The organism is Ruegeria sp. AJ12, from assembly GCF_056536245.1.
The window spans coordinates 3335949-3359762 of sequence record NZ_JBQFJJ010000001.1; the positions used below are offsets into that span (position 1 = coordinate 3335949).

Here is a 23814-nt window from a genome sequence, read left to right on the forward strand (position 1 = left end):
CCTCAATTGGACTGTTTGGCAAGATCTTGTTCGATCTCTGCCCAATCGTCGAAGTGGATTACGTTGCAGGGTGAATTCACGTTCTCGAGCCAGACAAAGACGGAGATGAATGGCTGGTCATAGACCCGGGTGGCGTGGGGATCGCCCGCCGCGTTCCAGATAAGTGATCCAGCCGGATAATCCTGCCAGTCACGGGTGCCAAACCGCCAACCAGATTTCTCGGACAGGTTCAGGTACAGCTCTGGCGCGTCGTGGTTGTGGTCGCGATACAGCGTCCTTGGGCCCAGCATGAAAATGCCAAGGTTGAAATCGGGATGGTGATGTCCACATGCGTCTGGCCCAATCAGCAGAGTATGTAGGTTGCACCTTGTGTATCCCTCGCCCAATTCGGCACCGGGGGGATAGAATTGGGCGTTGTCTTCGCGCCAGATCAGATCATCCTTGGCCGCTTTCAGACAACGTGCGATTTCTTGCAATTCGGGGGCGACAATCCCGGCGATGGCGTTCTTCAGAACCTCATCGTGCCGGGTTCCTTTGGGAGGTAAATCAATGAGCCTCTCACCCTTCAGGTCCATGGCTGCCAGCTTGTCCAACGTCAGATCAACGCCGCGCGTGGCAGCTCTGTGAGCCTGCAGATAGGTGACAATGGATTGAATAAGCGCCTGAATACGGCGTTGTTTGTCTGTCATGATTTAAAGTCCGAGCGCGTTGAAATATCTTTCCGCACGAGTTTCTTGTCGAGCTTGCCGACGCTGGTTTTAGGTAGGCGGGAGACAAAGATTATCTCGTCTGGAACTGCCCATTTTGAGATCTCGCCTGCGTCAACCCGCGACTGAATTTCTTCCATGACTCTCAAGCGCACAATATCCGGGTCGGCATCCTTTGCGGCTTGAGCGACCAACACTGGCCTTTCGCCCCATTTCGCGTGCGGCAGCCCGATTGCTGCGACGTCCTCAACGCCGCTGCAAAACGATGCTATGTTTTCCAGGGCCAGTGAGGATATCCATTCGCCGCCGGTCTTAATCACATCCTTGAGGCGGTCAGTAATCTGCAACGATCCATTCTCGCGGATATACCCAACATCCCCGGTATGCAGATACCCACCGTCCCAAAGCTCATCCGAGGCTTGCGCATTATCCAGATAGCCTTGTGTCAACCAGGGAGCCCGAGCAACAACTTCGCCGGTTGTTTCGCCGTCATGTGGGACGTCCTGCATATCCGGTGTCACAACACGAAGGTCGACAAGAGGGCCGGGAAAGCCGGTTTGCGCCTGCATCTCGGGGTCATTGCTGGACAAATCGGCCACCGTCAGAAACGGACAGGTTTCGGACATCCCATAGGCCGCATGCAAGGATATGCCTGCCGCCGCGGCGCGGTCCTGCAGGCCTCGCGGCAAAGCGGCCCCGCCAATGATCACTTTCCATCTGTCCAGGTCAATTTGTGGGCAGCCCGGATGGTCGAGCACCATTGACAGAACCGTGGGCACGCAGTGTGAAAAGGTGACGTTTTCGTCTGCAATCAATCGCAAGATTGTGTCAGGGTCATATCGACCGGGATAGACCTGACGCAGCCCCAGCATCGTTGCGGCATATGGAAATCCCCAGCCGTGGACGTGAAACAAGGGCGTCAGCGGCATGTAGACGTCGCCGCGATGAAATCCGGCATTCCCGGGCCATGCGCCGAAACCTGCGATCAAGCCCAATGTGTGAAGGACCAACTGCCGATGTGAATAGCTCACCCCCTTGGGATTGCCGGTGGTCCCGGTTGTATAAAACAAGGTTGCCGTTTGGTTTTCATCGAAGTCCGGGAAGTCAAAGCTGCCTGGGGCTTTGCCTATCCACTCTTCATATCCTTCTCCGTCTCCAATCGGCACGATGGTGATGTCCCGATCAAAGCCCGATTTGATACCCTCAATGAGCGGCATGAAATCGCGGTGCACGATGATCAGATCCGGTTGCCCATGGTTGATTGTGTAAAGAACCTGCGCAGGCGACAAACGCACGTTGATCGTGTGCAGCACAGCCCCCATCATCGGAACCGCAAAGAAACATTCAAGATAGCGGTGCGTATCCCAGTCCATGACGCCAACACGCATGCCCTCGCCAATACCGCTGGCCTTGAGGGCATTGGCAAGCTGGCCGATGCGGTCGTTGAGCTGAGCATAGGTCAGCCGCATATTGGAGCCGCTGACGATCTCTTGCTTGGTGGAGACCAGCCTGGAGCGCGTCAGCAGCTGCTTGATCAGCAACGGATAGCCATATGCATTCGGCGAAGGTGACGTGGCGGACATACAGAAGGAATCCTTGGCTTTCTTCACCTGCCAATCTGCCATCTCTCAACGAGCCGAAGAATTGAAAGATTTTTGCTTTCATCAAGAATTTCTAACCGGTGCGTTGAGTGCGAAAATACCGTTTGACCGCATGTAAAGTTGGGCAAATATTCAATACCACCCGCCGCCGTAATTTTGCCGCCAGTTAGGCAAGCTAAAGGATGGCGGGCTGCATTCATCAAGGAGGCCCGCCGGTGACGACCCATATGCCAACATTGGTTTCTCTGCGCGCCTTTGAAGCCGTGGCGCGTCACAAGAGCTTTCGCAAAGCAGCTGACGAGATCTGCGTGACGCACGCGGCCGTCAGCCATCAGATCAAGGCACTGGAGAATTCAATCGGGGTTCAACTGCTTGAACGCACAAGCCGGTCCGTCGAACTGACACCAGCCGGTGAACAGTATTATCCGCCGGTTCGTGAACACATTCAGGGGATAATCAAGGCCACCCGGCGCATACAGGCACCGGACGAGCCCGATGTGTTGCTCGTTCAGTCATATGCGAGTTTCAATACAATGTGGCTGCAACCCAGGCTTGCCGATTTCCTTCAGGACAATCCGAACACCCGCGTGCGCATAATCTCAACCTTTGAAGACGGTAACTACGACGCGCACAGATTTGACGCCGGCATCTTCAATGCTCCGCCTTTTGACAAGAGATTCAGCTACAGCCCGTTGTTTGAAACCGACATTTACCCGGTGTGTGCTCCGGAGGCTTTGAGTGCTCCGGACATGGGCATGCCACTTGATGAATTGGAGAGCTTCTTGCTTCTGGGTGTCCCGACCACGCCGTCGGATGTTGATGACTGGACCTGCTGGCTGAAGGCGGCAGGCCTCAGCCGCGACGACATGAAATTCGGGTCGGTTTTTGACAATTATCCGCTGGTCCGTGAGGCCGTCCTGAAAAACCACGGGATTGGAATGGCAAGAGCGCCGTTCTGCGCTCGTGACCTTGAGAGGGGCCGCTTGGTGCGGCCGTTCGCTCTCTCCGTTCCAGAGCCGAGCCAATGGTACCTTGCAACGCCAAAAAACAGTGCAACGAACCCGAAACTGGCTCTGTTCACGAGGTGGCTTGGAGAGGAAATCGAAGCTGACCCGACGATGAGGCGCATTCCGGCAGACGTTTAGGCGCCGTCATTCAGGAACCACCGGTCAGCGCGTTCCAGATCAACGCTGACCGTCCCGGATTGTCACCATGCCACTCATTTCGTGTGCATGCGTTTTTTGGTTTCGCGCACACGTTCCGTTGCCTCTGGGCTGCCGTCGTGAAAGCTGCCGAACCAGTTGTCCCAGGGCATTTCCGGGCCGCCATAATTGCATTCGAAATACCGGTGATGCAGTTGGTGGTGGAACGACCCGATTTTCAGGTGGGCCTTGTCCCCCAGCACCAGGTTTTCAAACCCGGCATGCGATGTGGCTGAAGCAAGTGCCAACGAATATCCGATAAAGAGGAAGTGGATCGGATGCGCAGGCACCACCAGGAAGATCAGCAGCAGACTCATGTAGCCGACATGTTCGATCGGATGCATCGAAAAGCCTGACCACGGTGCAACTGAAACGCTACGGTGATGCACAGAATGCACACGCTTGTAGATCCATGGGATGTGCAGCGCGCGGTGTAGCCAGTAGAAATGAAAGGACTGTACAATAGGCAACAACAGGAACAGGGCAAAGAACCAGATCGGATTGCTCCGGGCCGTGATCATCGGTGCCCAGCCATTGGCGTACGCCATCCAAACGATAACATCATAAAATGTCCAGACGGTCACGCCAGATAGGAGCGCGTAGGTGACATTGTCCCAATATTGATCGTTCCACAGGAAGATGCGCGCATTTTTGGCTGGTCCGCGCCGGTCGAACTTGTAGTCGTCGCCCTGCTTTTTCCATCCGTAAAGCCACAGATGCAGGCCTTGGGCAAAAATGGTCATCAGGATCAGGTTGCGCGCCCAAAGCTGCAATACCCATCCCCAGCTCAAGTGCTGCATCTGCTCCAAGGGTGGCACCAGCCATGCCCAGATGGCCCAGGCCATCAGGGCGTAGATCAGGTATTCGGTGATCGGCAGCCAGTTGGCCGCAAACCACCGGAGCGTGGCCATGGGCCTTGGCGGCCACGAGAAAAGCGGCGTTACGGCGACAGGCAGGTCTGGATGCCAGTTCCATTCTTTGCTTGCGCCAGCTTTCAGGTGCTTTTCAGTGGCCGACATGTGCGCCTCCTATGCGTCCAACCAGATCTTATCCATGTGGATTTCGAAAGTAGGATGCATGCCCATCCCCTTCACATGTGGGCGGCTGTGATTGTAAAGGGAACGCCAATAGGGCTGTGTCACCACACCTTCTTCAAGCATGATGGACTCAAGCCTGGCCATGATGTCCCGGCGTTTGTCGGCGTCGGGGGTTGCCAGCGCATCTGACAAAAGGCCATCGAACTCGGCATTGTTGAAACCCGTTTCATTCCATGCCTCGCCGGACCGATAGGTCAGCGCTAGGATTTGGACACCCAGCGGGCGCATGTTCCAGTTGGTCGAGCTGAACGGGAATTTTGCCCAATCATTCCAGAAGGATGCGCCGGGGATGACGGTGCGCTTGACCTTGATGCCAGCATCGCGCAACTGGGCCGCCATGGCATCGGTGGTGTTCTTGCGCCAGTCATCGTCGATCGAGATCAGATCGTGCTCATAGTCTTCCATCCCGGCCTCTTTCAGGAGGGCCATGGCCCCCGCCGGATCATAGGGCAGCCGATCCACTTCGGCATACTCGGGATGGATCGGGCAGACATGGTGGTTCTGCGCCACAATGCCCAGACCGTTGACGCCCAGTTCAAGCAAGAGGTTGTTGTCCACGGCCATGGACAACGCACGGCGCACGCGTGCATCGGCATAGGGTTTTTGACCATTCACTTCGGTGAACTGGTTGGCCCGCAGGACGATGGTTGCCGCTGTCACCGCCTCGTTCTGCTCCAGACCCAGCCCGGTGAGCACGTCGACGAATTCACCATTGGTTTCATAGTTGGCGTCGATCTCTTCAGCTTCATATGACGCCACGATGATTGTCGGGTCGGTGCCGACATCAATATATTCGATCCGATCCAGGTAAGCTCCGTTGCCTTCGTTCCACCAAGTATGCCCTTCTTTGCGGACCAGAACAGCCTTAACCCCGACTTCATGGCTTTCCAGAGTGTAGGGCCCTGTGCCCATCGGCGCGAGAAACGGATCGGCGCTCCCTGCGCTGGGGTGCACGACGGCCGCCGGGTAATCCGCCATTCCGGCGATCAATGTGATGTCGGGATTGGGCAGGTTCAGACGCACGGTCATTTCATCAACCACCTCGATGGTGCCGTCCGCAGCCTTCCCCGTCTCGGCGTCAATCAGCGTACCAAACCGACCGGCCATCGAGTTGCCCTCAACATCCTTCTCGCACCAGCGGGCGATATTGTAGGCAACATGCTCTGCCGTTAGCGCATCGCCGTTGTGCCAGGTCGCGCCGGGGCGCACATTCAGAATGTAGGTTTTTGCATCCTCGCTGATTTCCCAGCTTTCCAGCAGCATCGGTTCAAAGGTGAAGTCATGCGTATAACGCACAAGGTATTCCAGCCATCCGCGGCTGATGTTGGCCTGCGGACTGTCGTCATAGGAACGGGGATCCTTTCCGGCCCGCACAACCATCCCGATCCGGATCGTGCCCCCAGATTTGGGTGTTTCAGAGGCCAGCGCCGGAGTGGCCATGCCCAGCATGGCGTAGGCTGTTGCGGTAGTGGCCCCGAACGTTGTCGCCAAGGCCAGAAATTCGCGTCGGCTGACTTCGTCATTTCGATGCTTCGCATTCTGAACAGAGTCTTCGACGGTTGTGGGCAGTATGTCACAGCCAGACTTGTAAAGTTTCATGATTTTCTCCCGGGTTGGCGGGAGGCAAACGCCGTGATCCGAGCCGGAAGGGCTTCTGGAACCATGAACACTTACTTCCCATTGTCGTTGGCACGCCTGGGATGAAGCAAAAATCCAAGCCAAGTTATGCCTTATTTGTAATGGCAATATGTATCGGCAGGCCCGCGCTCGAAGAACTGAAAAGATTTTTGGATCATGTACAATCAGTAACCGGTGTCGGATTGGAGCTGAACTTTTGCACAAGTGACGTCGTTCCAATGTTGGCGAATATAAGCACCGGTACGACTGCTACCGAGAAACTTTGGGAGGTGTCATCCTTCCTGTGAATGTCTGTTTTGCGCCGTTCACACTAATTCAAGCGTATTGCAGCATTGGTGGATTTGGGTTCACAGCGGGCTTTCACCGTAGCCTTTCAGGCCCATGGTATTCTTCGGCCTCAATGTTGTGTTGACGGTGTAGGCGGGCGCGGCGGATCGGAGAATCCGTCATGGACATACCCAACTTACCCGCCATCCGCGCATTCAGACCCGCGTGAAACAAGTGCGGCATTGTTGGCCAGAAGCGCCCTCTCAAGCCGAAACACATCTGAGCGATCCCCGTGGGGCTGGAGTTGGCAGAAAACCATCGCGACCTGACCCTCTTCAACATGGCAATTGATAGCAAGTTGCGCGGCTGCGATCCGGTCAAGACGAAAGTTGCCGATGTGATGGCGGCTGGGCAGATCAAGGAGCGGGCATCCATTCTACAAAGCAAAACCAACAAACCCGCTCGCTTCGCAATCATGGAAGACACGCGAACTTTGCTCGAACGCTGGATGGAAGATCCACTGATGGTCGGGTCTGAGTATCTCTGGCCCGGACGGTTTCACGAGCGACATCACATCTCGACACGGCAGCATGCCCGGATTGTCAGGGATTGGGTGAGCTCCATTGGCTTGGAAGCAACTGCATACGGCACACATTCAATGCGACTGACTAAGGTCACCCAGATTTACAAGAAGACGGGTAACCTGAGAGCGGTTCAGCTGTTGTTAGGGCAAACCAAGATGGACAATACAGTCAATTAACTAGGTGTCGAGTTAGAATACGCCTTGGCTATTGCAGAGTCTATCGAGTTCTATGAACCGGGCCGCTCGATATGGTCGGCCCGTTGCGGACCCTCGACCTAGAACCAAAATGCTGCAGTCGCTCTCGTGATGATTGGTATCTTCATGCATGCGACTGCGAAGCGACCGAGTTCGATTCGCACAACTACACGTCCTATCATCGTTCGGTCGGGTTCTATCTGGCGACGGACTCTGTTGCCATCGTCCGACTTTTCTGCCCATATCCCATACGTTTTGTCGCTGGCGAATAGGATCTTTCTGGCGCATCGCCTCTGTCAGCGGGCTTTGTCCGGAGTGCGGAAAGGTCGACGTTCGCCACCGCAGTTATAAATCCAATATCAGAGGGCAGTGATCAGGCACCTCAAGGTTATACACAATATCGAAACCCTTCACCGCCTCCTCCCGATTGATCAGCATGTAGTCGGCATACCGTCCTTTTTTGTAGTGCGAGTTACGGTTGCTATTAAAGCCTCGCCCTGTCCCCAGCTCGAACATACCTGCTTCAGAAAGGGTCGACGGCGTTTGGCTGTTCGGCTCAACATTGAAGTCGCCACAGATTACCGTCAGATCATCCGGTTCCGACACCCGTCGTGAGAGTTCAAGTAACTTTTGTGCCTGCCTCCTACGCTCAGGTGTGTCTATCTTGCCGTTCAGGTCGCGCAGTCCATGCATGTGCGTCACCCTCACGGGTCGGTTCGCGGTATAGTCAAAGACACGAACCCCATGAGCGCCGCGAGACCTCGAGTGATCGCCGTATCCCATCGGCGAGAAGCCTTTGTGAACGAACCCCTGCACTTGCCCGATGCTGGGCAAACATCGATGCACAAAAGTCGCGAGACCCCATTGTGATGGAACGGATCGCTCCTGATCCCCCAAAACGCCCTGCGCTGCCGGGCAAAAAACCGCGGCGTGTTCTGGTAACGCGTGACAGATATTGCGAAAGAAGTTCGCCCCTTGTGGAAGTACATGATCGCCGTTGCGATAAGTCAGCCAGCCTTTGTCAGTCTAGGGGCTGTAAACGACCTACTGAATACGCAGAATGTCGGGAGCAGTGGTCGCAATGTAAGGCAGAAGCTCTTCGTGCAGTTTGCCGCCCCAACCGTTCAAACACATGATTGCAATACTAACCCCCGCTTCGAAGAAGCTTTTTGCTGAAATAAAGAAAAGAAGCATAACGCAAAACATCATTATCTCAATGACTTCTTCCCGACACAATGCCTTTTGATAGTGGGTTTTACACATCACATCGGCTTGGCCTTTCCCAAAATGAGATGGGAACAGCCGTAAAAACAACTGCGCCGCCAATGAGTGTCGGCATAGTCGGCGTTTCCATCAATATTAGGAATGTAGGGATTTGAGCAAACGGTGTTTCCAATGCCCCAATCAATGCTGTTTGCCCCGAAAGCACGCGCTTTGCGCCCTCAGCTAGGCGCCATACCGCTTTCTCCGACTCTCCGACCGATCAATTTACAACTAGTCAGAAAGTGTCGTCAAACGCGCTCCAGAGCCACTGCGATACCTTGACCGACGCCGATACACATGGTGGCAAGTGCCAGTTTGCCGCCGCGCTCAGCCAATTCCAGCGCCGCAGTGCCGGCGATGCGGGCACCCGACATGCCAAGCGGATGGCCCAGCGCTATCGCACCGCCGTTGGGATTGACCTGCTCGGCGTCTTCAGCGAGGCCGAGCTGGCGCAGTACGGCGATCGCTTGGCTGGCGAATGCCTCATTGAGTTCGATAACGTCAAAGTCGGTCAATGCGATGCCGAGCCTGGCGCACAGCTTTCGCGTTGCTGGCACCGGGCCGATGCCCATTATACGCGGCGGTACGCCAGCCGTTGCGCCGCCCAAAACGCGGGCAATTGGGTTCAAACCTTTTCGCTTGACCGCAGCCTCAGAGGCGACAATCAGGGCAGCCGCCCCATCATTCACACCCGAAGCATTACCGGCGGTCACTGAACCAACGTCGCGGAACGGCGTCGACAGGCTGGATAGATTTTCGAACGTGGTCGCACGTGGATGCTCGTCGGTGTCGACGACAATCAGGTCTTTTCCATGCTGTGGGATAGTGACCGGTGTAATCTCCCTAGCCAGCCGACCAGATGCAATGGCCTTCGCCGCGCGCTCTTGGCTTCTGAGCGCGAACACGTCCTGATCGGCACGGCTGATCTGGAAATCCTCGGCAACATTTTCGCCGGTTTCCGGCATAGAATCGATACCGTACTGTTTCTTCATCAACTGATTGACGAAACGCCAGCCGATGGTTGTATCGTATACGGCATTGGAACGCGAAAAGGCCATTTCGGCCTTGGGCATAACGAAGGGCGCACGCGACATGGATTCGACCCCGCCAGCGATCACCAAGTCAGCTTCGCCGGCTTTGATCGCGCGCGAGGCCATGATCAGCGCATCCATTCCCGAGCCGCATAGACGATTGACTGTGGTGGCCGGCACCGTTTCCGGCAGGCCCGCGAGCAGCACCGCCATTCGAGCGATGTTGCGATTGTCCTCGCCCGCCTGATTGGCACAGCCGTAAATCACCTCGTCTACTGCGGCAGGGTCGAGATTGGGGTTTCGGTCCTTCAGTGCTTTGAGCGGGATGGCTGCGAGATCATCGGCACGCACGGACGATAAAGCGCCCCCGAAGCGGCCGATAGACGTACGTACATAGTCACAGATAAAGGCATCGGTCATAGTGTCTGCTTTTGCTGGTGTGCGGCAGCGGTCCGAGCCTTGAGATCGCGCAGCACTTCAAGCTCCTTAAGAGTTGGCACCGGTGTTTCCTGGACCATGTCGGCATAACGAATGTTCCAACCCACTGTCTCCTGCATCCGCGCTCGGGTGACACCGGGATGCAGGGACGTGACCGTGAATTCCCTGGTCTCCCAGTCCGGTTTCCAAATACCAAGATCAGTGACCAGAAGCATTGGCCCCTTTGTGGTCATACCGAGTCGCCGCCGGTGATCACCGCCCGCGCCATGGCCAAAAGAAGTTACGAAGTCGATTTTCTCGACGAAGCTGCGCTTGGACTGCTTCATGGTGATGTAAACCTCTCGGCAGAAAGCTGCAATCTCGGGCGCTCCGCCGCCGCCAGGCAGCCGCACCTTGGGCTTGTCGTATTCGCCGATTACGGTCGTGTTGATGTTGCCGAACCGGTCTAGCTGCGCCGCGCCCAGAAAACCAATTGTGATCCGTCCGCCCTGCAACCAATAGCGGAACATCTCCGGAACCGACACCGTCGTCAGCGCCGTGTCACACAATTCGCCGTCGCCGATCGAAAGCGGCAGAACGTCCGGCGCGGTTCCTATGGTGCCGCTCTCATAAATCAGCGTGATACCTGGTGAATGGGTCAGGCGCGCTAAGTTACAGGCCGCAGATGGCGCGCCGATGCCCACAAAGCACACATCGTCGTTTCGCAACAGTCGAGACGCAGTGATTGTCATCATTTCGTCCGATGTAAACTCGGTCATTCTGCGCTCCTCATCTCGGCGACGCGCTCGGTAAATATCTGAGGAGTTGTGTCGAGCACATGGGTTTTCATCCACGCCCGGAACGCATCACGGTCGGCAGCGACTCTGTCCCAGGCCAGATAGGAGGCGTTATCACGCTGGTAATAACCGTGTGTATAGGAAGGGTGCGCACCGCCCGGCACCGTGCAGATAGCGTCAATCGTCCAGTACGGCAGGATGCAGGCGTTGAGATGAGTGTTCAAATCATCGACGGTCTCCTCGACGGTGACAATTGCTGTCTTCGCCGCCAAAACCGCTTCCTTCTGCACACCGACGATACCCTCGGTAAGCACATTGCCTTCCCTGTCAGCTTTCTGGGCGTGGATGAAAGTGACGTCGGGTCGAATGGACCGGACTGTGGCCAGTTCCTCACCGGTGAATGGGCATGTAACGGACCGGATGTTGGGGTTCACGTCTTTTAGCTCTGCGCCCAGATAGCCCCGGAACACTGCGCAGGGTAAACCGGCGGCACCCGCTTCGTAGGCATTGGCCATGGCAGCGTGGGAGTGCTCCTCAATCTCTAACGGTTTTGGCCAGCCATTTTCTACCGCGTCGCGCAGCCGCTGCAGCAGGCCAACGCCCGGATTTCCGGCATAAGAGAAGATCAGTTTCTTGACCAAACCCATGCCTATCAGTTGGTCATAGATCAGATCAGGCGTCATACGAACCAGCGTCAGGTCGCCGATATTCTGGCGGATCACCTCGTGTGCGGCGGCGTACGGAATCAAATGCGTAAAGCCCTCGAACGCCACAGTTGACCCAGCGCTCAAATGTCTGCACACGGCATCGGCAAGTGGAATATGTTTGGCCATGGGTCTCCCCAACAATTACAAAACTGCTATAACATGAGAATATTGTCGCCTTTATTGACTTCTTATGGTTATGCGTTGAGAAAAAATCATGAGTCTTAATCGCAACGTCTCTCTCCGGCATCTGCGCTGCTTCACCGAAGCCTATCATATGCGCAGCCTGGCGGCGGCGGCGCAGGCGCTGGGCATCACGCAATCGGCTGCCAGCCGACGGCTGAGCGACCTTGAGCAGATGCTGGGCGTGAGCTTGTTTGAGCGGACGGGTCGGCGCCTAGTGCCAAGGCCACCGGCCGAACTACTGTTGCGCTATGCCGAGGCTGCGATGATCCAGCTAAACACCGGCCTCGAACTGGTAAGTGGAAGCGGTGCACAGACCACGCCTGAACTTTCCATCGGAGCTTTGCCAACTGTCGCCTCAACGCTGGTTCCGGCCTTGGTGCTTGATCTGCGCCGATTGTCGCCGCGTCTATTGATCCGCATCGAGACAGGGGCGGGTGACCAACTTTTGCCGCGCTTGCGGGCGGGACATCTGGACGTGGTGATCGGTCGCATGGCACCAGTTGCGGCGCTTGACGGCCTGGAGTTCGAGCCACTCTATGCTGACCGGCTCGCGTTTGTGGTCAGGGTTGGACATCCGCTGAGCCACAGGCCAGTCGAACTGGCAAAGATCAGTGATTACCCAATGATCCTGCCGGCGGCTAATGCCGTTGTCCGTCCGGCTGTTGATACGTTTCTGATGGCGCGAGGAGTTGGCATGCCCGATGACCGCATCGAAACGACCGACGCATCTGTTGCCGAACATTTGCTTACAGCAAGCGATGCTATCTGGGCGATCTCACGAAGCGCCGCCTTGCCAGCCGTACAGGTCGGAAGGTTAGCCTTTCTGCCGGTCGATACAGCGGACACGATTGGCTCGATTGGCCTAACCATTCGCTCAGGCGACAAAGAAAAGACACAACTGGGGCTTCTCCGTGATGCGCTGCCAGATAAATTTAGTGCCGATTGAGGTGGGGCTTGGTTTGAACCAACCGCTTGCCGATGTTGGTTAAGCCGCTTCCACGCACAATCTGAGCCAAAGTGCTTGTTCCGATTTTGGCCAAAAGGCCGAACGATTAAAATCCAAGCTCAAACAGTTTAGACCAAAACATGTTTCAGTCCGCCCATTACCTTTTTGTGACCGGGCAGGAAAACATCGTGGCAGCCTCAGATGTGGCATGCAGCGCCGCCGTGCCACTGTTCGTGGCCACTAACCAACGCGGGCGTGTCAAACATCAAACTAGCGACGGAACACGTGCCGAGTCAGACCTTTTTGGGCAGTTTTTACATAGTCCTGTTCGCGCCCGCGTTCAATCTCAGCCAAGTTTCATACGGATCGTATATAAACGGGCGGCATACGGTGCCATGCCAGATTGGTCGATGAACGCACTTAAAGTAGGTTGTGAGCAGGGCCGCCGCCGTCACGCATCTCCCCCATGTGCGAGCAGACGGGAATCCAACATAAATCCGGTAGGCATCACGTGCCGCTATGCGGCACGCTCAATGTACACAATCTCCGCCTCGTCAAAGACGGAAACTGAGCGGCTGTTCCCACTCTGTTTTGGCAACCAGACTATCCAGGGTTGGACGATTTGTGGCGGCGGAAATGCGGCCAGCTTGTCAAACCCTAGACGCCCAATACGCGGTACCAGGTCAGTGCATATTCCATCACAGATCTTATAGCAAAGTACATGAAGGGTTGACAGGAAGAGCCGCGCCCAGGCGTGATCATATCCTGTGAGTTCTGATAAATGGTAAGTCGACGATCGCCTGGCACTGCCGCAAAAGTTCTCAAGTGCCAGCTGCTCTTTCGCAAGGTGCTCGCAATATATTTTCTGACCACTGTTGTAGCGGTTTTGCTTGCATTGCCGACAAATGCAAGTATTCAAACAACCTCTCTTGAAGCTGCCATTCTGGGAGTGCAAATCAGACCGAAAGAGGAAACAGCTATGCCTAACGTCAAGATATTCGTGGATGATGCCGTTTTCGAGCAAAGGAAAGACGCAATCCGCGCCGTACTGGCACCTCTTCGCGAAAGCCTGTGCAGGGAACTGTCTGTTCCGGCATCCGCCTGCCAACTGGCGGTGGTCCCGGTGATGGGCATGAGCGAACAGTCAGTGGCCAACATGGAAATTCAATATCTCGCCAAACCCGAGAGGACGCCAGAAAAGATTGCAGCAACCTGCACCGCCCTGCGCGCAGTGCTCGAACCCGTTTTCAAAGCAAGGCTAGCGGTCAGAGCAAATCCATTGGACCCTACTGTTTATGTTGCTTTGAAGACGTAAGGGCTTCGACGAGGCAATAGCTAGCGCAGTCGCAGCCGCACAAGCCGGTGCCAATGAGAGTGCAATTGTTGGCAGATTGTGCGGTTCGCGCATGGCATTTGGTACGTTAAGCCGGATGATCTCCGCTGGTGATGTAGGGATCTCGAGGTAACTCTAACCAAACTGGACCGAAGTAGCAGACGCTTCTTGGACCGTCCTCTGCCTTAGCTGTGCAGGCTGCGTGTAAAGATAAAAGCTAGCTAAGGCTTGTTTCCGGGCTCCGCGGTTTGGTTGGTCAACTTATTGGGTGTCGAACGTCACTTTGGGACGACCTGCGGAAGTCCTGCAGAACCATTATTTGTTCCCAATCCGAACTGGTGAACCAGACGTCACTCCATGCCAAGACAATGTCGAAGACGAGAGGCGTCGCCGTGGGGACAGCCGGCGCGTCCAGAGCGTTTTATCATACGGATCGCGTATCAAAAAGGTCCACTATAGATATTGGACAAGGTGATATTTGCTCCCGATAAGAAGTCCAAAAGTGGACTGCTTGGAGAAAACATGAGGGACTTTGTCTACACTGGTTTGCCGGCGCGGGTTGTATTCGGTGTTGGCACCACACAACGGCTGACCGATGAAGTTGCCGCTTTGGGAATTACAAAAGCACTGGTGCTGACTACCCAGCCACAGGCCGGAGAAGGGCAAGCGCTCTCCAACCTCCTGGGAGACATATCCGCGGGGGTTTTCTCGGAAGCTGCAATGCACACGCCGATTGAAGTGACCAAACGTGCCATGCAGGCATTCGCGGCAACCGGTGCCGATGGCGTTGTCTCCATTGGGGGCGGGTCCACGATCGGGCTGGGCAAAGCCATCGCCTTGCGAAACGACGCGCCGCAGGTCGTGCTGCCGACCTCATACGCAGGTTCCGAGATGACCCCGATCGTCGGTCAAACGGAAGATGGAAAAAAGACCACACAGCGCACACTGAAAGTACTGCCAGAGACCGTTATTTACGACGTGAACCACACGCTCACCCTACCCCTGCAGATGACCGTTACAAGCGGCATGAATGCAATCGCACACGCGGTCGAAGCGCTTTATGCCGAGCAGGCGAATCCAGTTCTGGCGCTGATGGCGGAAGACGGCATTGCAAAGATGGTGGCTGCTCTGCACGGCGTTCAAGACGACCCGAACAACATCGGCGCGCGTTCCGACGCACTTTACGGTGCATGGTTATGTGCCGTGTGTCTGGGGGCTGGTGGCGTGGCGCTGCACCACAAGCTTTGCCATGTGCTGGGTGGCTCTTTTGATCTTCCGCATGCCGAAACCCACACTGTGCTTCTGCCGCACGTGATCGCCTACAACGCGCCGGGTATTCCAGGAGCAATGGATACCTTGCGCCGAGCCACAAACTCGGACACCCCTGCAACAGCGCTGTTCGACATTGCCAAATCAGGTGGTGCGCCCACCGCTTTGAAGGACATCGCTATGCCAGAAGACGGTATTGCACGTGCCGTCGAAATCACTCTAGAGAACCCATATTTCAATCCTCAAATCCTTGAGAGGGATGCCCTGACAGAGCTTTTGAAACGTGCTTGGCGCGGAAGCCGGCCAAAGGCGTAATGTAATGGCGGACGCTTCCATATTCTTCTTGATATTCAAATGGTCAATCATTTGGCAGTTCGTTCGCGCCGTTCGTGTGGCATCTGGTTTCGCTTGCCACTTAGTCAATGCGCGCGCGCATCTGCTGCACAGCCGGGCTATCCGGTGTTCACGGGTCGAAATAGCGGCGTGCAAACCGAGTATCTGCGATATTTGGACGGCCGGTGACGCGCCTGACGGGAGGCGAAAAACCGAAGCTCATCCCGCTAGTTCGCCCGGAGACCCGGACCGGATCCTAGCCATCCCAATTAATCTGCACATCGCATCTTCCGCTGACCTTTTCCGACATGGGGGCTTGTTAAGAAAGTGAGCGATACACCAATCCTATGGGGACGTGGTTCATCGTCCAACGTTCAAAAAGTACTTTGGATCGTCGCAGAACTCGATCTGGACATCCGTCGGCAGATCGTTGGCGGACAGCATGGCGGCACCGAAACCGAGGCCTTTTTCAATGTCAACCCGAACCGCACGGTTCCCGTTTGGCAATGCGGCGATTTTGCGTTGTGGGAAAGCCAGGCCATCTTACGACACCTCGCGCGACAGAACGGACAGCTTTATGGCAACTCCGAGCGCGATCGCGCTACCATTGATTGCTGGCTGGATTGGTCAACGATAGTCTTCTGGCCGAATGTCCGGTTACTCTTCCAAGAGGTTTTCCGGGCAGGGATCACTCCATCAGACCACCCGACAGCGCCAGAAATAATCTACAAGCTGCATCTTCTGCTGATGGTGATGGACAGGCAGTTGTCGGGCCGCGATCATTTGGTTGGCGCATTTTCCTTGGCGGACATAGCACAAGGCATCTGCATCAACCGGATGATTGGCTTGGCCTACGACATCGAACTGCCCTTGCACGTCGGCACATGGTTTCAACGCATCACTGCACGTCCAAGTTTCGCCTTGGCCACAGCGGACGAATTCAACATGCCAGGACATCGAGGGAGAAAACAGGAATGATCACGTTCTATGGATGGAACACCTCAAATGGTTACAAGGTTTCCATCGCGTTGGCCGAAATGAAGTTGGAACACAAGTTCGTACCTGTTGACATCACCAAGGGCGAGCAGTTTGAAGACTGGTTTGTTGCCTTGACGCTGAACTCCAAAATGCCCGTTCTTTTACACGAGCGACAGGGCAAGCCGCCAATCAGAATCTTTGAAAGCGGCGCCATCCTCGACTATCTCGCTGCATTGACCGGGCAGTTTTGGCCCAAAGACGAGGATGCCTGCCTTGAGGCAAGGCAATGGATATACTGGCAGATGGCCGGGCTGGGCCCGATGCTCGGGCAACTTCACCACTTCAATCACCGCGCTCCTGAAAACAACGGCTATTCCAAAGAACGTTATCTGACGGAGGGAAAGCGACTTTATGGCGTCTTAAATGAACGACTTGAGGGACGAGATTTCATCATTGGGGAATACTCGATCGTCGATATGATGTGTTGGCCCTGGATCATGCGTTTTGAAAAGCAGCAGATCGACATCACCGCCTTCCGAAACGTTGCAAACTGGCATGATCGTATAGCCGCGCGCCCTGCCGTTGAAGCTGGGATTGCGCGCTTGGATCGGGATTGCCGCTAATGCCATTGTAAGCGGGCGGATATCAACCGATGCACCCGCATTCGCCGTGGCACTTAAAACTATGGCGATAATAGGATGATCAGGTTGCACGACGCGGCCAACCGCCCGTCGAAATGGTATCCAAATATGGGAGAAAACGATCCAGAATGGGAGCCCTCAATTCTGAGGATTCGATATACGCGCAGCTCAGAGGTATGGTCAGTTTCAAATCCTCGATTGGTAAGAATACAAGAGATGGATGTCTTTGCTGCGCTATAGACTGCGGTACTATACTGAATGCACTTCCGCATGCGACTTGAGCCAGAGCCGAGGCGCTGTCCTCAGCAAAGCTCTGAACGTTGAGCATCAAATCCCGGGATTGAAACGCTGCAATAACCTGATCGGCAAAACTCGGTCGTTCTGAACTCGGAAACAAAATAACCGGTCGCGCGCGAAGATCAGCCATGCTCACGCCTGTGCCTTTTGCGAATTCCGAATCGTCGCGAACGACCGCATAGAGCTTCTCTTGGGTGAGCGTACGCGTTGCTATCCCCGCTTCGGACCTGTGGTAGCGACCGAAGCCTATGTGCAGTCTTCGCTCCCGAAGCGCAACCATTTGTGCATGGTGGTTCATACGAGTCAGGGTTATGTCGACCCCGGGATGTTTATCGCAGAACCGTCGGAGAAGATCGGGAACGAAACAACTGACGACCGAACCGAAGTAAGCGATGTCAAACCGGCCCAGTTTTCCAAGGAAAGCTTCCCGGGCTCGCATCCTTGAAAACTCTACCTCTTCCAGAACGCGCGTTGCATCCTTCTGAAACTGGATACCTGCCTCGGTCAGCAAGACGCCCTTCGGTGTGCGCACAAACAAGTCGAAGCCAAGCTCCCTTTCGAGCGCGTGAATGGTTCGCGTCACCGGCGGCTGCGATACGTTAAGGCGCTGCGCGGCCATACCGATATTGCCGAGTTCCGCGGCCGCAAGAAAATATCGAAATTGCTTGAGTTCCATCGGAGCCTTTATTGCCTTTGCGCTTCAGTTCGACAGCTCTAGGCTATCCTCCACAGCCATCAAGGCAAACAGAGTTCGCGGCCCGCCATGGTACAAAACGGTTTCGAACATGACAGCGCGCAACAGCTCCTTGCTATAGCCATTATCGAGTGAAGTGCGGGCAAACTTGCACAGCAACTCCGACGGGCTGGCAATCGTCATTCCCACCAAAGCACAACAGAGCCGCAGCTTGAGGCTCAGCGCAGGGCGCGACCAGATTTCTCCGTAACCGATACGTGAAACGATGCTGTAGAGCGGCCCCGAAAAAAATCGGCTTTCGTCTGCATGCCCCAATCCGTAGCGATCACTGTGAAGGGACTTACGTAGGTTAAGCGCCAGCAGTTCGGTGTCTAAGTCAGGGCCGGGCGCGAAGTTTAGCGAGCGACCTGTTTCTTCAAGCCCCGCTCGGATAGCTGTCAGCGCGCGGCCAAGCGAGGCCATGCCGGTATAGATTCCCGTCTGAAGGCAAATCTCGGCTAGTTCCTCGGCGCTCAGACCGATACGAGGTGACTCGATTGCAAGCCGACGCAGCTGTTCCCAGTCGCGGTTTGCAAATGCCGAAGTGGCCTCAATGACCTTGCGCATGTTGTCAGGAAGGATTGCCGTTTCATTCTGCACCGCGCTACAAAACCTAGTGCAGATCGCCTCGTATCCTGCGTCTACTTCATTTGTATGCCAATCGTTACTCTCGCTTTTGGCATTATGTTCCATGGTATCTCCCATTTGGGGTGCTCTTCAGGCGGTGAACCAGTTTGTAGCTTTTTTGGCTTATACCATTTTCCAACTCGCACATGTTGATACGGTCTAGTCTAAGGGTGCGAACTTGTAGCCTTGGCCCGAAGCAACAGCGCGACCAGCGCTGCGCCCCGGAAAATGGCCACAGAACATAACCGTTTCGTCGCGGCAGTACCCCTCAAGCTTGTCCCTCCGCACGCGGGCAGCTTGGTCTGGGTCGGAGCAGAACCGTGTAGACATCTCCGGAACCGTCATTTGTAAGGGGTGATGCATCAGGTCGCCGTTGAAAGCAGCGATGACCTTGCCGTCGGTGCGGTATTCAAGGCCCACCATGCCGGGGGAGTGCCCAGCTAAGTCCACGACAAAAAGAGAGTCGGCGATCTCATCGCCAGGCGAAATGAAAGAAAACAGGTTCGCGGCCGCGACAGGAGCGACGGAATCCGGGATCGAACGTTCCATAAATGGGAACTCGGCGTGATGCTTTGCCCAGTAGTCGAATTCGATCTTCGTTGTCATATGCCTCGCCTTGGGAAAACTTGGCATCCAGCCATCCGCGGTTTTTCGAGTCAGCCATCCCGTATGATCGATGTGCAGATGCGTGAGGAAGACAATGTCTATGTCTTCTGGAGCGACGCCGGCCTGGCCCAAGTGGTTCATCCAGTCAGACTTGGCGTGGTGCCAATCCGGGCGCAGCGCATATTCACCATCCTCGCCAACGGCGCAGTCAACGAGAATCGTTGCTTCGGGCGTTTTCACGATGAAGGACTGATAGGCCAGAATGAGCCTTTGCGAGTTGCTGTCGACATAGTTGCATTCAAGCCACTCGCGGTTGGCATGGACCAGATCTTCCGTGCCTCCCAACATCATTTCTGTGATCAGGCGGGCCGGTGCCACTCCATCGACAGCTGCATGCACATCTAGGGCACCCAGTTTCACCGATGCCATCCGAGGTAGTGGGCCAATTGTCATAGCTGTGTCCTCATATGTCCACCTGCCAGTCCAGTCCGATGGCCTGACGCGCCCATTTCTTTGACTAAAACGCGATGCGGTCAAATACCAAAATGTGAAGCGGCGATACCAAATCCGCATGGGCCGCCATACCGAAACTGTATTGCAGGCACCAAAATCAATATTGGACGTTTAATGTTTCAATTTGGAATGATCACATCCGTAGGAGCGCTATGACGATGGACCGGAATACTCGTGAGAGCAGACTGCACTTTTTGTTTGGACGTGGAACGAGGCGCTGCGGCTTGCCTCGGTCCTCACCCCTGGAAATGGACATGATCTGGAGCTGCTGATCGACGATGCTTGGTGCCTATGTTGTAGTTACAACATTGTGGAAGACCGAAACTTGAAGCACCACGTCGACAGCTTTGACGAATGGGAGGATATGATGAAAACAACGATCAAGATCGTATCGGCTGGCTGCCTTGCATGGTTCGCTGGCGCTTCGGTTGCGATGGCGAACGCCGAGGTCGTGCACTGGGATCTCAATGTTTTTGGTCCGCAGCGCCACCTTACAAAAGGGATTGAGGCGATTGTCGATCACGTGGAGCGAGAAACGGGTGGCAAGTTCACCATTGCTGTTCATTTTGGAGGGGCTTTGGGCAAGGGCCGCGATCAGTTAGACAACATCAAGATCGGTGCTTTTGAAATGGCGCTCTATTGCGTCTGTTTCGGCCCCGCCAAGACGCCTGCTGTTTCGGCGCTGATGCTGCCCTTCCTCCCTGTGGACGGCCTTGAGGATACCATCGCGCTGCGCGAGAGCTTTTACAACAACCAGATCGTCAAGGATGAATTTGGTCGCTGGAATGCCCTGGTTTTGATGGACAACATTATCCCTCAGAACACGCTGATCGGCAAAGGCGCGCCGCCCCAAAACTTGGAGGATTTCCAAGGTTTGCGCGTACGGGCTCTTGCCAGCAGCGGCAAGGCTATGGAACTCCTCGGGGCGACGACGGTCGCTATTCCTTCACCCGAGATCTATCAGGGCTACGAACGTGGTATGGTCGACTCCGTCGCTATGCCGTACTATGGGTTTTCTGCGTTCAAACTGGACGACTTATCGGATTGGTACACGGCAGACTTTGGGATCGGCGCCTTCACCGTGCCAACATTGATCAACATCGACGCCTGGAATGACCTTCCGGAACAATACCGCGAGGTTCTACAAGACGCCGTGCCATTTGGGCATGCAGCTTTGTTGGAGGCCTATCGCGAAGTCGATGAATTGAACTTGCCCAAATGGGCGGCGATGGGCCTTACCGAAGTGCGCTTTGACCCTGTGGAGGTGCAGAGCTTCATCGACAAAACTGGGCGCAGTATCTGGGATGATTGGGTCACTGAGAACGCCCAAAGAGGTATTCCCGCGCAGGAAATTTTCGATATGCTGCTCGTAGAAGCGCGTGCCATGAGTACGCAATGAGCGGATTGAAAGGCGCTCAGCTACTGGCTCGGGTTGACCGCGGACTATTCGCAGCCGAGCGGGTTACCGCACAGATCGGGGCAGTCACCATCTTCGGCATCATGGTCGCCGGGTCAGCCGAGATCATCATGCGAGGCATGTTCGATCGGCCAATACCTGCATACCTTGAATCAGTCGAACTGGTAATCGTCGCTTTCGCCATCCTGCCGATCTCCTATTGCTACAGACGGGATGGCCATTTGCGGATGGACCTATTGCTGAGGATGCTGAAAGGCCGCCTCTATTGGGTTGCCCATGCGCTAACGACAGTCGTCGCATTGTGTTTCCTGCTTGCAGTCTGCCCCGGCGCTTGGCGGTATTTTGCAAGCTCCTACGGGATTGGCGATTCTACGATGACGGCGGGTTGGCCGATCTGGCCCAGCAAGCTGGCCGCTGCGTTAGGACTGAGCCTACTGCTTGTGCGCCTCTCCGTAGAGTTTATTGCAATTGCCCGAATGATTGCATGGCCGGACACTGACCCACTTGCCGTGCCCCATAAACTCGATCCGCTACGCGAAGCGGTCGATTGAGTCGGAATTCCAAATGACAGACACTGCTATCGGCCTTTTGGGCTTTGTTGCATTAATCGTTTTGATTCTTCTTGGAGTGCGCATCTTTATTGCCGCCGGAATCGTTGGTTTCCTGGGCATTGCTTGGTTAAAGAGCTGGTCGGTGGCCGTTGGCGTGTCGGGTATCTCGCCCTTTTCTGAGGTATCCTCCTATTCACTGTCGGTGCTCCCGCTCTTTATCTTGATTGGCTTTCTGGCTCAAAGTAGCGGGCTTGTCGCTGGCGCCTACCGATTTGCCCGCGCCTGGATGGGCTGGCTCCCGGGTGGATTGGCCATTGGAACGGTCTTTGCCGCAGGAACGTTTGGTGCGGTGTCGGGTGCCAGCAGTGCAACAGCTGCAGTGTTCTCACGAGTAGCGATACCGGAACTGTTGAGCCGTGGTTATCAAAAGCAAATCTCGGCAGCCGTCGTTGCGGCCGGGGGCACGCTGGCTTCGCTGATACCGCCGTCGGCAATCCTCGTGATCTACGGCATCATTGTGGAGGAGAGCATAGGCGATCTTCTGTTAGCCGGCTTTGTACCAGGGATCATTTCCGCAATGATCTACATTGGCCTTTTGATGGCTATGTTCAAAATGAAGCCATCGCTGGGACCGTCGATCAAAGGGATCGACTGGAGAGAGCGCCTTGGTAGCATGCCAGGTATGCTGCCCATTCTTTTAGTTGTCGGGATCATTGTTGGCGGCATGTACACCGGTTGGGCGACACCCACCGAGGCAGGCGCCTTGGGTGCGAGTACCATTTTTCTCTATACACTGCTTCACGGCAAGCTGAGCTTCGCCAGTTTGAATGGCTCGCTTCTGGAGACCGTCAAACTCTCGGTTATGATCTTTTCGGTGTTGTGGGGTATCGTAACTTTCGTCAGGTTTCTTGGCTTTGCCGGGCTTCCAACGACGGTGGCCCACTGGGTTTCAGAACTGCCTTACCCACCGATGGCAATCCTGCTTATAATCTTGTTGATGTACACCTTTTTAGGGATGTTCATGAACGGCATCGGCATGTTGCTGTTAACGCTGCCGGTCATACATCCGGTTATTCTGAGCCTCGGTTTTGATCCGATCTGGTTTGGGATCATTCTCGTCAAAATGGTCGAGATTGGACTGATCACGCCGCCGATTGGTCTGAATTGTTATGTTGTGTCGGGAACACGTCCAGACATACCGATCGAACGCATCTTTCGCGGCGTGCTGCCTTTCATTGCAGCAGATATCCTCACTGTCGGACTGTTCATTGCCTTTCCGCAGATCGTGATGTTTTTGCCGGAGCTCGTGGCTGGAAGCCATTGACTCAGTTGGCGTTGGTTGTGAGACCCACCATAAGGCTAATTCAGACTTGCAGGTTATTTGCTAGGAAGCTTCCCGCAGGGTTTGGGTGCCGACTCAACGTAACCCAAAACATAGGTGCTCTTCACTCTGGGGTAAGCAATTGTATATCGTCAATATAGATGAGGCGTGGGACACCAAACTCCTTTACAAACTGCAAAAAACATCGCTCTAACTTGGAAGAATAAAATCCGGTTTCAAGGAACTTTGAACACCTTCGCCGTTGTCGTTGGTTGGGCTGGCTCACTGGTGGCTGTCGCGACCTAGCCAGAGTCGTCACTGGTAAGGATAGAAACTACTTTCGGTCCCTGACGCACCGCGTCAACAACGTCTGCGGATTTCACCAACGCCTTGATAGAGAAGCGGTGGACCCGCAAATCCCGGTGCAAATACATCGGTGTGGACAGTTCTATTTTTCGCCTGGGCAGCTTGGTCTGGCACTGTTGCAAAAGCTTCAAAACCGCGTGCTGTACCCGCACACATCATGACTAGGCCGCTGAAAGCTACCTCGGCTCAATCAAC

Annotated in this window: 22 protein-coding genes; 10 read left to right on the forward strand and 12 right to left on the reverse strand. The window is 55.2% G+C overall.

Annotated elements, in window-relative coordinates; all coding sequences use genetic code 11:
- Positions 1-2: 2 nt before the first annotated feature.
- Together ACR3E0_RS16745 and ACR3E0_RS16750 are read right to left on the reverse strand one after the other, a co-directional pair.
- A complete protein-coding gene (locus tag ACR3E0_RS16745; RefSeq protein ID WP_480479980.1) occupies positions 3-689 on the reverse strand; it encodes a dimethylsulfonioproprionate lyase family protein in 687 nt (228 codons plus the stop codon).
- Positions 686-2290: a fatty acid--CoA ligase gene (locus ACR3E0_RS16750; RefSeq protein WP_480479981.1), complete on the reverse strand. Its 1605-nt coding sequence runs from the start codon at positions 2288-2290 to the stop codon at positions 686-688. Before ACR3E0_RS16750 ends, ACR3E0_RS16745 begins: the two co-directional genes overlap by 4 nt.
- A gap of 233 nt (positions 2291-2523) precedes the next feature.
- Here ACR3E0_RS16750 and ACR3E0_RS16755 point away from each other — a divergent pair, with 233 nt between their 5' ends.
- On the forward strand, positions 2524-3453 hold the full coding sequence (locus ACR3E0_RS16755) for a LysR substrate-binding domain-containing protein (protein WP_480479982.1): 930 nt from the start codon (positions 2524-2526) through the stop codon (positions 3451-3453).
- Between the two features lie 74 nt (positions 3454-3527).
- On the opposite strand, the gene ACR3E0_RS16760 is transcribed toward ACR3E0_RS16755, so the two are convergent.
- Together ACR3E0_RS16760 and ACR3E0_RS16765 are read right to left on the reverse strand one after the other, a co-directional pair.
- Positions 3528-4529 carry a sterol desaturase family protein gene (locus ACR3E0_RS16760; protein WP_480479983.1) on the reverse strand — a complete coding sequence of 334 codons (1002 nt, stop codon included), beginning with the start codon at positions 4527-4529 and terminating at the stop codon, positions 3528-3530.
- Positions 4530-4538: 9 nt separating this feature from the next.
- Positions 4539-6206 carry an ABC transporter substrate-binding protein gene (locus ACR3E0_RS16765; protein WP_480479984.1) on the reverse strand — a complete coding sequence of 556 codons (1668 nt, stop codon included), beginning with the start codon at positions 6204-6206 and terminating at the stop codon, positions 4539-4541.
- A 646-nt stretch (positions 6207-6852) separates the two neighbouring features.
- Between ACR3E0_RS16765 and ACR3E0_RS16770 the strand changes: the two genes are divergently transcribed.
- Entirely contained in the window at positions 6853-7272 is a 420-nt protein-coding gene (locus ACR3E0_RS16770) for a tyrosine-type recombinase/integrase (protein ID WP_480481073.1), read from the forward strand.
- Positions 7273-7635: 363 nt separating this feature from the next.
- Here ACR3E0_RS16770 and ACR3E0_RS16775 read toward each other — a convergent pair whose 3' ends face one another.
- From ACR3E0_RS16775 to ACR3E0_RS16795, 5 genes are all read right to left on the reverse strand, one after another.
- Positions 7636-7983 (reverse strand): endonuclease/exonuclease/phosphatase family protein, encoded by a 348-nt coding sequence (locus tag ACR3E0_RS16775; protein ID WP_480479985.1) that lies wholly within the window; start codon positions 7981-7983, stop codon positions 7636-7638.
- Between the two features lie 351 nt (positions 7984-8334).
- Entirely contained in the window at positions 8335-8616 is a 282-nt protein-coding gene (locus ACR3E0_RS16780; protein WP_480479986.1) for a hypothetical protein, read from the reverse strand.
- 185 nt (positions 8617-8801) lie between these two features.
- The gene (gene pcaF / locus ACR3E0_RS16785) at positions 8802-10004 is read right to left on the reverse strand and encodes a 3-oxoadipyl-CoA thiolase (RefSeq protein ID WP_480479987.1); all 1203 of its coding nucleotides are present in this window, start codon (positions 10002-10004) and stop codon (positions 8802-8804) included.
- The gene (locus ACR3E0_RS16790) at positions 10001-10780 is read right to left on the reverse strand and encodes a CoA-transferase subunit beta (protein WP_480479988.1); all 780 of its coding nucleotides are present in this window, start codon (positions 10778-10780) and stop codon (positions 10001-10003) included. Before ACR3E0_RS16790 ends, pcaF begins: the two co-directional genes overlap by 4 nt.
- Positions 10777-11631, reverse strand: a complete 855-nt coding sequence (locus ACR3E0_RS16795) for a CoA transferase subunit A (protein ID WP_480479989.1) — start codon at positions 11629-11631, stop codon at positions 10777-10779. The genes ACR3E0_RS16790 and ACR3E0_RS16795 overlap by 4 nt, the downstream gene beginning before the upstream one ends.
- Positions 11632-11719: 88 nt before the next feature.
- Between ACR3E0_RS16795 and ACR3E0_RS16800 the strand changes: the two genes are divergently transcribed.
- The 5 genes from ACR3E0_RS16800 (at position 11720) to ACR3E0_RS16820 (ending at position 17170) form a co-directional block, all read left to right on the forward strand.
- On the forward strand, positions 11720-12634 hold the full coding sequence (locus tag ACR3E0_RS16800) for a LysR substrate-binding domain-containing protein (protein WP_480479990.1): 915 nt from the start codon (positions 11720-11722) through the stop codon (positions 12632-12634).
- A gap of 781 nt (positions 12635-13415) precedes the next feature.
- Positions 13416-13949 (forward strand): hypothetical protein, encoded by a 534-nt coding sequence (locus tag ACR3E0_RS16805; protein WP_480479991.1) that lies wholly within the window; start codon positions 13416-13418, stop codon positions 13947-13949.
- A gap of 540 nt (positions 13950-14489) precedes the next feature.
- Positions 14490-15551 (forward strand): maleylacetate reductase, encoded by a 1062-nt coding sequence (locus tag ACR3E0_RS16810; RefSeq protein WP_480479992.1) that lies wholly within the window; start codon positions 14490-14492, stop codon positions 15549-15551.
- A 345-nt stretch (positions 15552-15896) separates the two neighbouring features.
- The gene (locus tag ACR3E0_RS16815) at positions 15897-16547 is read left to right on the forward strand and encodes a glutathione S-transferase family protein (protein WP_480479993.1); all 651 of its coding nucleotides are present in this window, start codon (positions 15897-15899) and stop codon (positions 16545-16547) included.
- Entirely contained in the window at positions 16544-17170 is a 627-nt protein-coding gene (locus ACR3E0_RS16820; RefSeq protein ID WP_480481075.1) for a glutathione S-transferase family protein, read from the forward strand. Before ACR3E0_RS16815 ends, ACR3E0_RS16820 begins: the two co-directional genes overlap by 4 nt.
- 79 nt (positions 17171-17249) lie before the next feature.
- Here the strand turns inward: ACR3E0_RS16820 and ACR3E0_RS16825 are convergent, their stop codons facing one another.
- The 3 genes from ACR3E0_RS16825 to ACR3E0_RS16835 form a co-directional block, all read right to left on the reverse strand.
- Positions 17250-18161, reverse strand: coding sequence for a LysR family transcriptional regulator (locus ACR3E0_RS16825; protein WP_480479994.1), 912 nt, complete (start codon positions 18159-18161; stop codon positions 17250-17252).
- A gap of 24 nt (positions 18162-18185) precedes the next feature.
- Positions 18186-18911: a carboxymuconolactone decarboxylase family protein gene (locus tag ACR3E0_RS16830; protein WP_480479995.1), complete on the reverse strand. Its 726-nt coding sequence runs from the start codon at positions 18909-18911 to the stop codon at positions 18186-18188.
- 93 nt (positions 18912-19004) lie between these two features.
- The gene (locus ACR3E0_RS16835) at positions 19005-19829 is read right to left on the reverse strand and encodes an MBL fold metallo-hydrolase (protein ID WP_480479996.1); all 825 of its coding nucleotides are present in this window, start codon (positions 19827-19829) and stop codon (positions 19005-19007) included.
- Between the two features lie 502 nt (positions 19830-20331).
- Here ACR3E0_RS16835 and dctP point away from each other — a divergent pair.
- The 3 genes from dctP to ACR3E0_RS16850 are packed head-to-tail and all read left to right on the forward strand — an operon-like array spanning position 20332 to position 23256.
- A complete protein-coding gene (gene dctP / locus ACR3E0_RS16840; protein WP_480479997.1) occupies positions 20332-21363 on the forward strand; it encodes a TRAP transporter substrate-binding protein DctP in 1032 nt (343 codons plus the stop codon).
- Positions 21360-21932, forward strand: a complete 573-nt coding sequence (locus ACR3E0_RS16845) for a TRAP transporter small permease subunit (RefSeq protein WP_480479999.1) — start codon at positions 21360-21362, stop codon at positions 21930-21932. Before dctP ends, ACR3E0_RS16845 begins: the two co-directional genes overlap by 4 nt.
- 13 nt (positions 21933-21945) lie before the next feature.
- Positions 21946-23256: a TRAP transporter large permease gene (locus tag ACR3E0_RS16850; protein ID WP_480480000.1), complete on the forward strand. Its 1311-nt coding sequence runs from the start codon at positions 21946-21948 to the stop codon at positions 23254-23256.
- Positions 23257-23814 lie beyond the last annotated feature (558 nt).

Coding starts and splice junctions, on each gene's coding strand:
- ACR3E0_RS16745 (WP_480479980.1), bottom strand. CDS start 689: ATGACAGACAAACAACGCCGTATTCAGGCGCTTATTCAATCCATTGTC.
- ACR3E0_RS16750 (WP_480479981.1), bottom strand. CDS start 2,290: ATGTCCGCCACGTCACCTTCGCCGAATGCATATGGCTATCCGTTGCTG.
- ACR3E0_RS16760 (WP_480479983.1), bottom strand. CDS start 4,529: ATGTCGGCCACTGAAAAGCACCTGAAAGCTGGCGCAAGCAAAGAATGG.
- ACR3E0_RS16765 (WP_480479984.1), bottom strand. CDS start 6,206: ATGAAACTTTACAAGTCTGGCTGTGACATACTGCCCACAACCGTCGAA.
- ACR3E0_RS16770 (WP_480481073.1), top strand. CDS start 6,853: ATGGCAATTGATAGCAAGTTGCGCGGCTGCGATCCGGTCAAGACGAAA.
- ACR3E0_RS16775 (WP_480479985.1), bottom strand. CDS start 7,983: ATGCATGGACTGCGCGACCTGAACGGCAAGATAGACACACCTGAGCGT.
- pcaF (WP_480479987.1), bottom strand. CDS start 10,004: ATGACCGATGCCTTTATCTGTGACTATGTACGTACGTCTATCGGCCGC.
- ACR3E0_RS16790 (WP_480479988.1), bottom strand. CDS start 10,780: ATGACCGAGTTTACATCGGACGAAATGATGACAATCACTGCGTCTCGA.
- ACR3E0_RS16795 (WP_480479989.1), bottom strand. CDS start 11,631: ATGGCCAAACATATTCCACTTGCCGATGCCGTGTGCAGACATTTGAGC.
- ACR3E0_RS16800 (WP_480479990.1), top strand. CDS start 11,720: ATGAGTCTTAATCGCAACGTCTCTCTCCGGCATCTGCGCTGCTTCACC.
- ACR3E0_RS16805 (WP_480479991.1), top strand. CDS start 13,416: ATGGTAAGTCGACGATCGCCTGGCACTGCCGCAAAAGTTCTCAAGTGC.
- ACR3E0_RS16810 (WP_480479992.1), top strand. CDS start 14,490: ATGAGGGACTTTGTCTACACTGGTTTGCCGGCGCGGGTTGTATTCGGT.
- ACR3E0_RS16820 (WP_480481075.1), top strand. CDS start 16,544: ATGATCACGTTCTATGGATGGAACACCTCAAATGGTTACAAGGTTTCC.
- ACR3E0_RS16825 (WP_480479994.1), bottom strand. CDS start 18,161: ATGGAACTCAAGCAATTTCGATATTTTCTTGCGGCCGCGGAACTCGGC.
- ACR3E0_RS16830 (WP_480479995.1), bottom strand. CDS start 18,911: ATGGAACATAATGCCAAAAGCGAGAGTAACGATTGGCATACAAATGAA.
- dctP (WP_480479997.1), top strand. CDS start 20,332: ATGAAAACAACGATCAAGATCGTATCGGCTGGCTGCCTTGCATGGTTC.
- ACR3E0_RS16845 (WP_480479999.1), top strand. CDS start 21,360: ATGAGCGGATTGAAAGGCGCTCAGCTACTGGCTCGGGTTGACCGCGGA.
- ACR3E0_RS16850 (WP_480480000.1), top strand. CDS start 21,946: ATGACAGACACTGCTATCGGCCTTTTGGGCTTTGTTGCATTAATCGTT.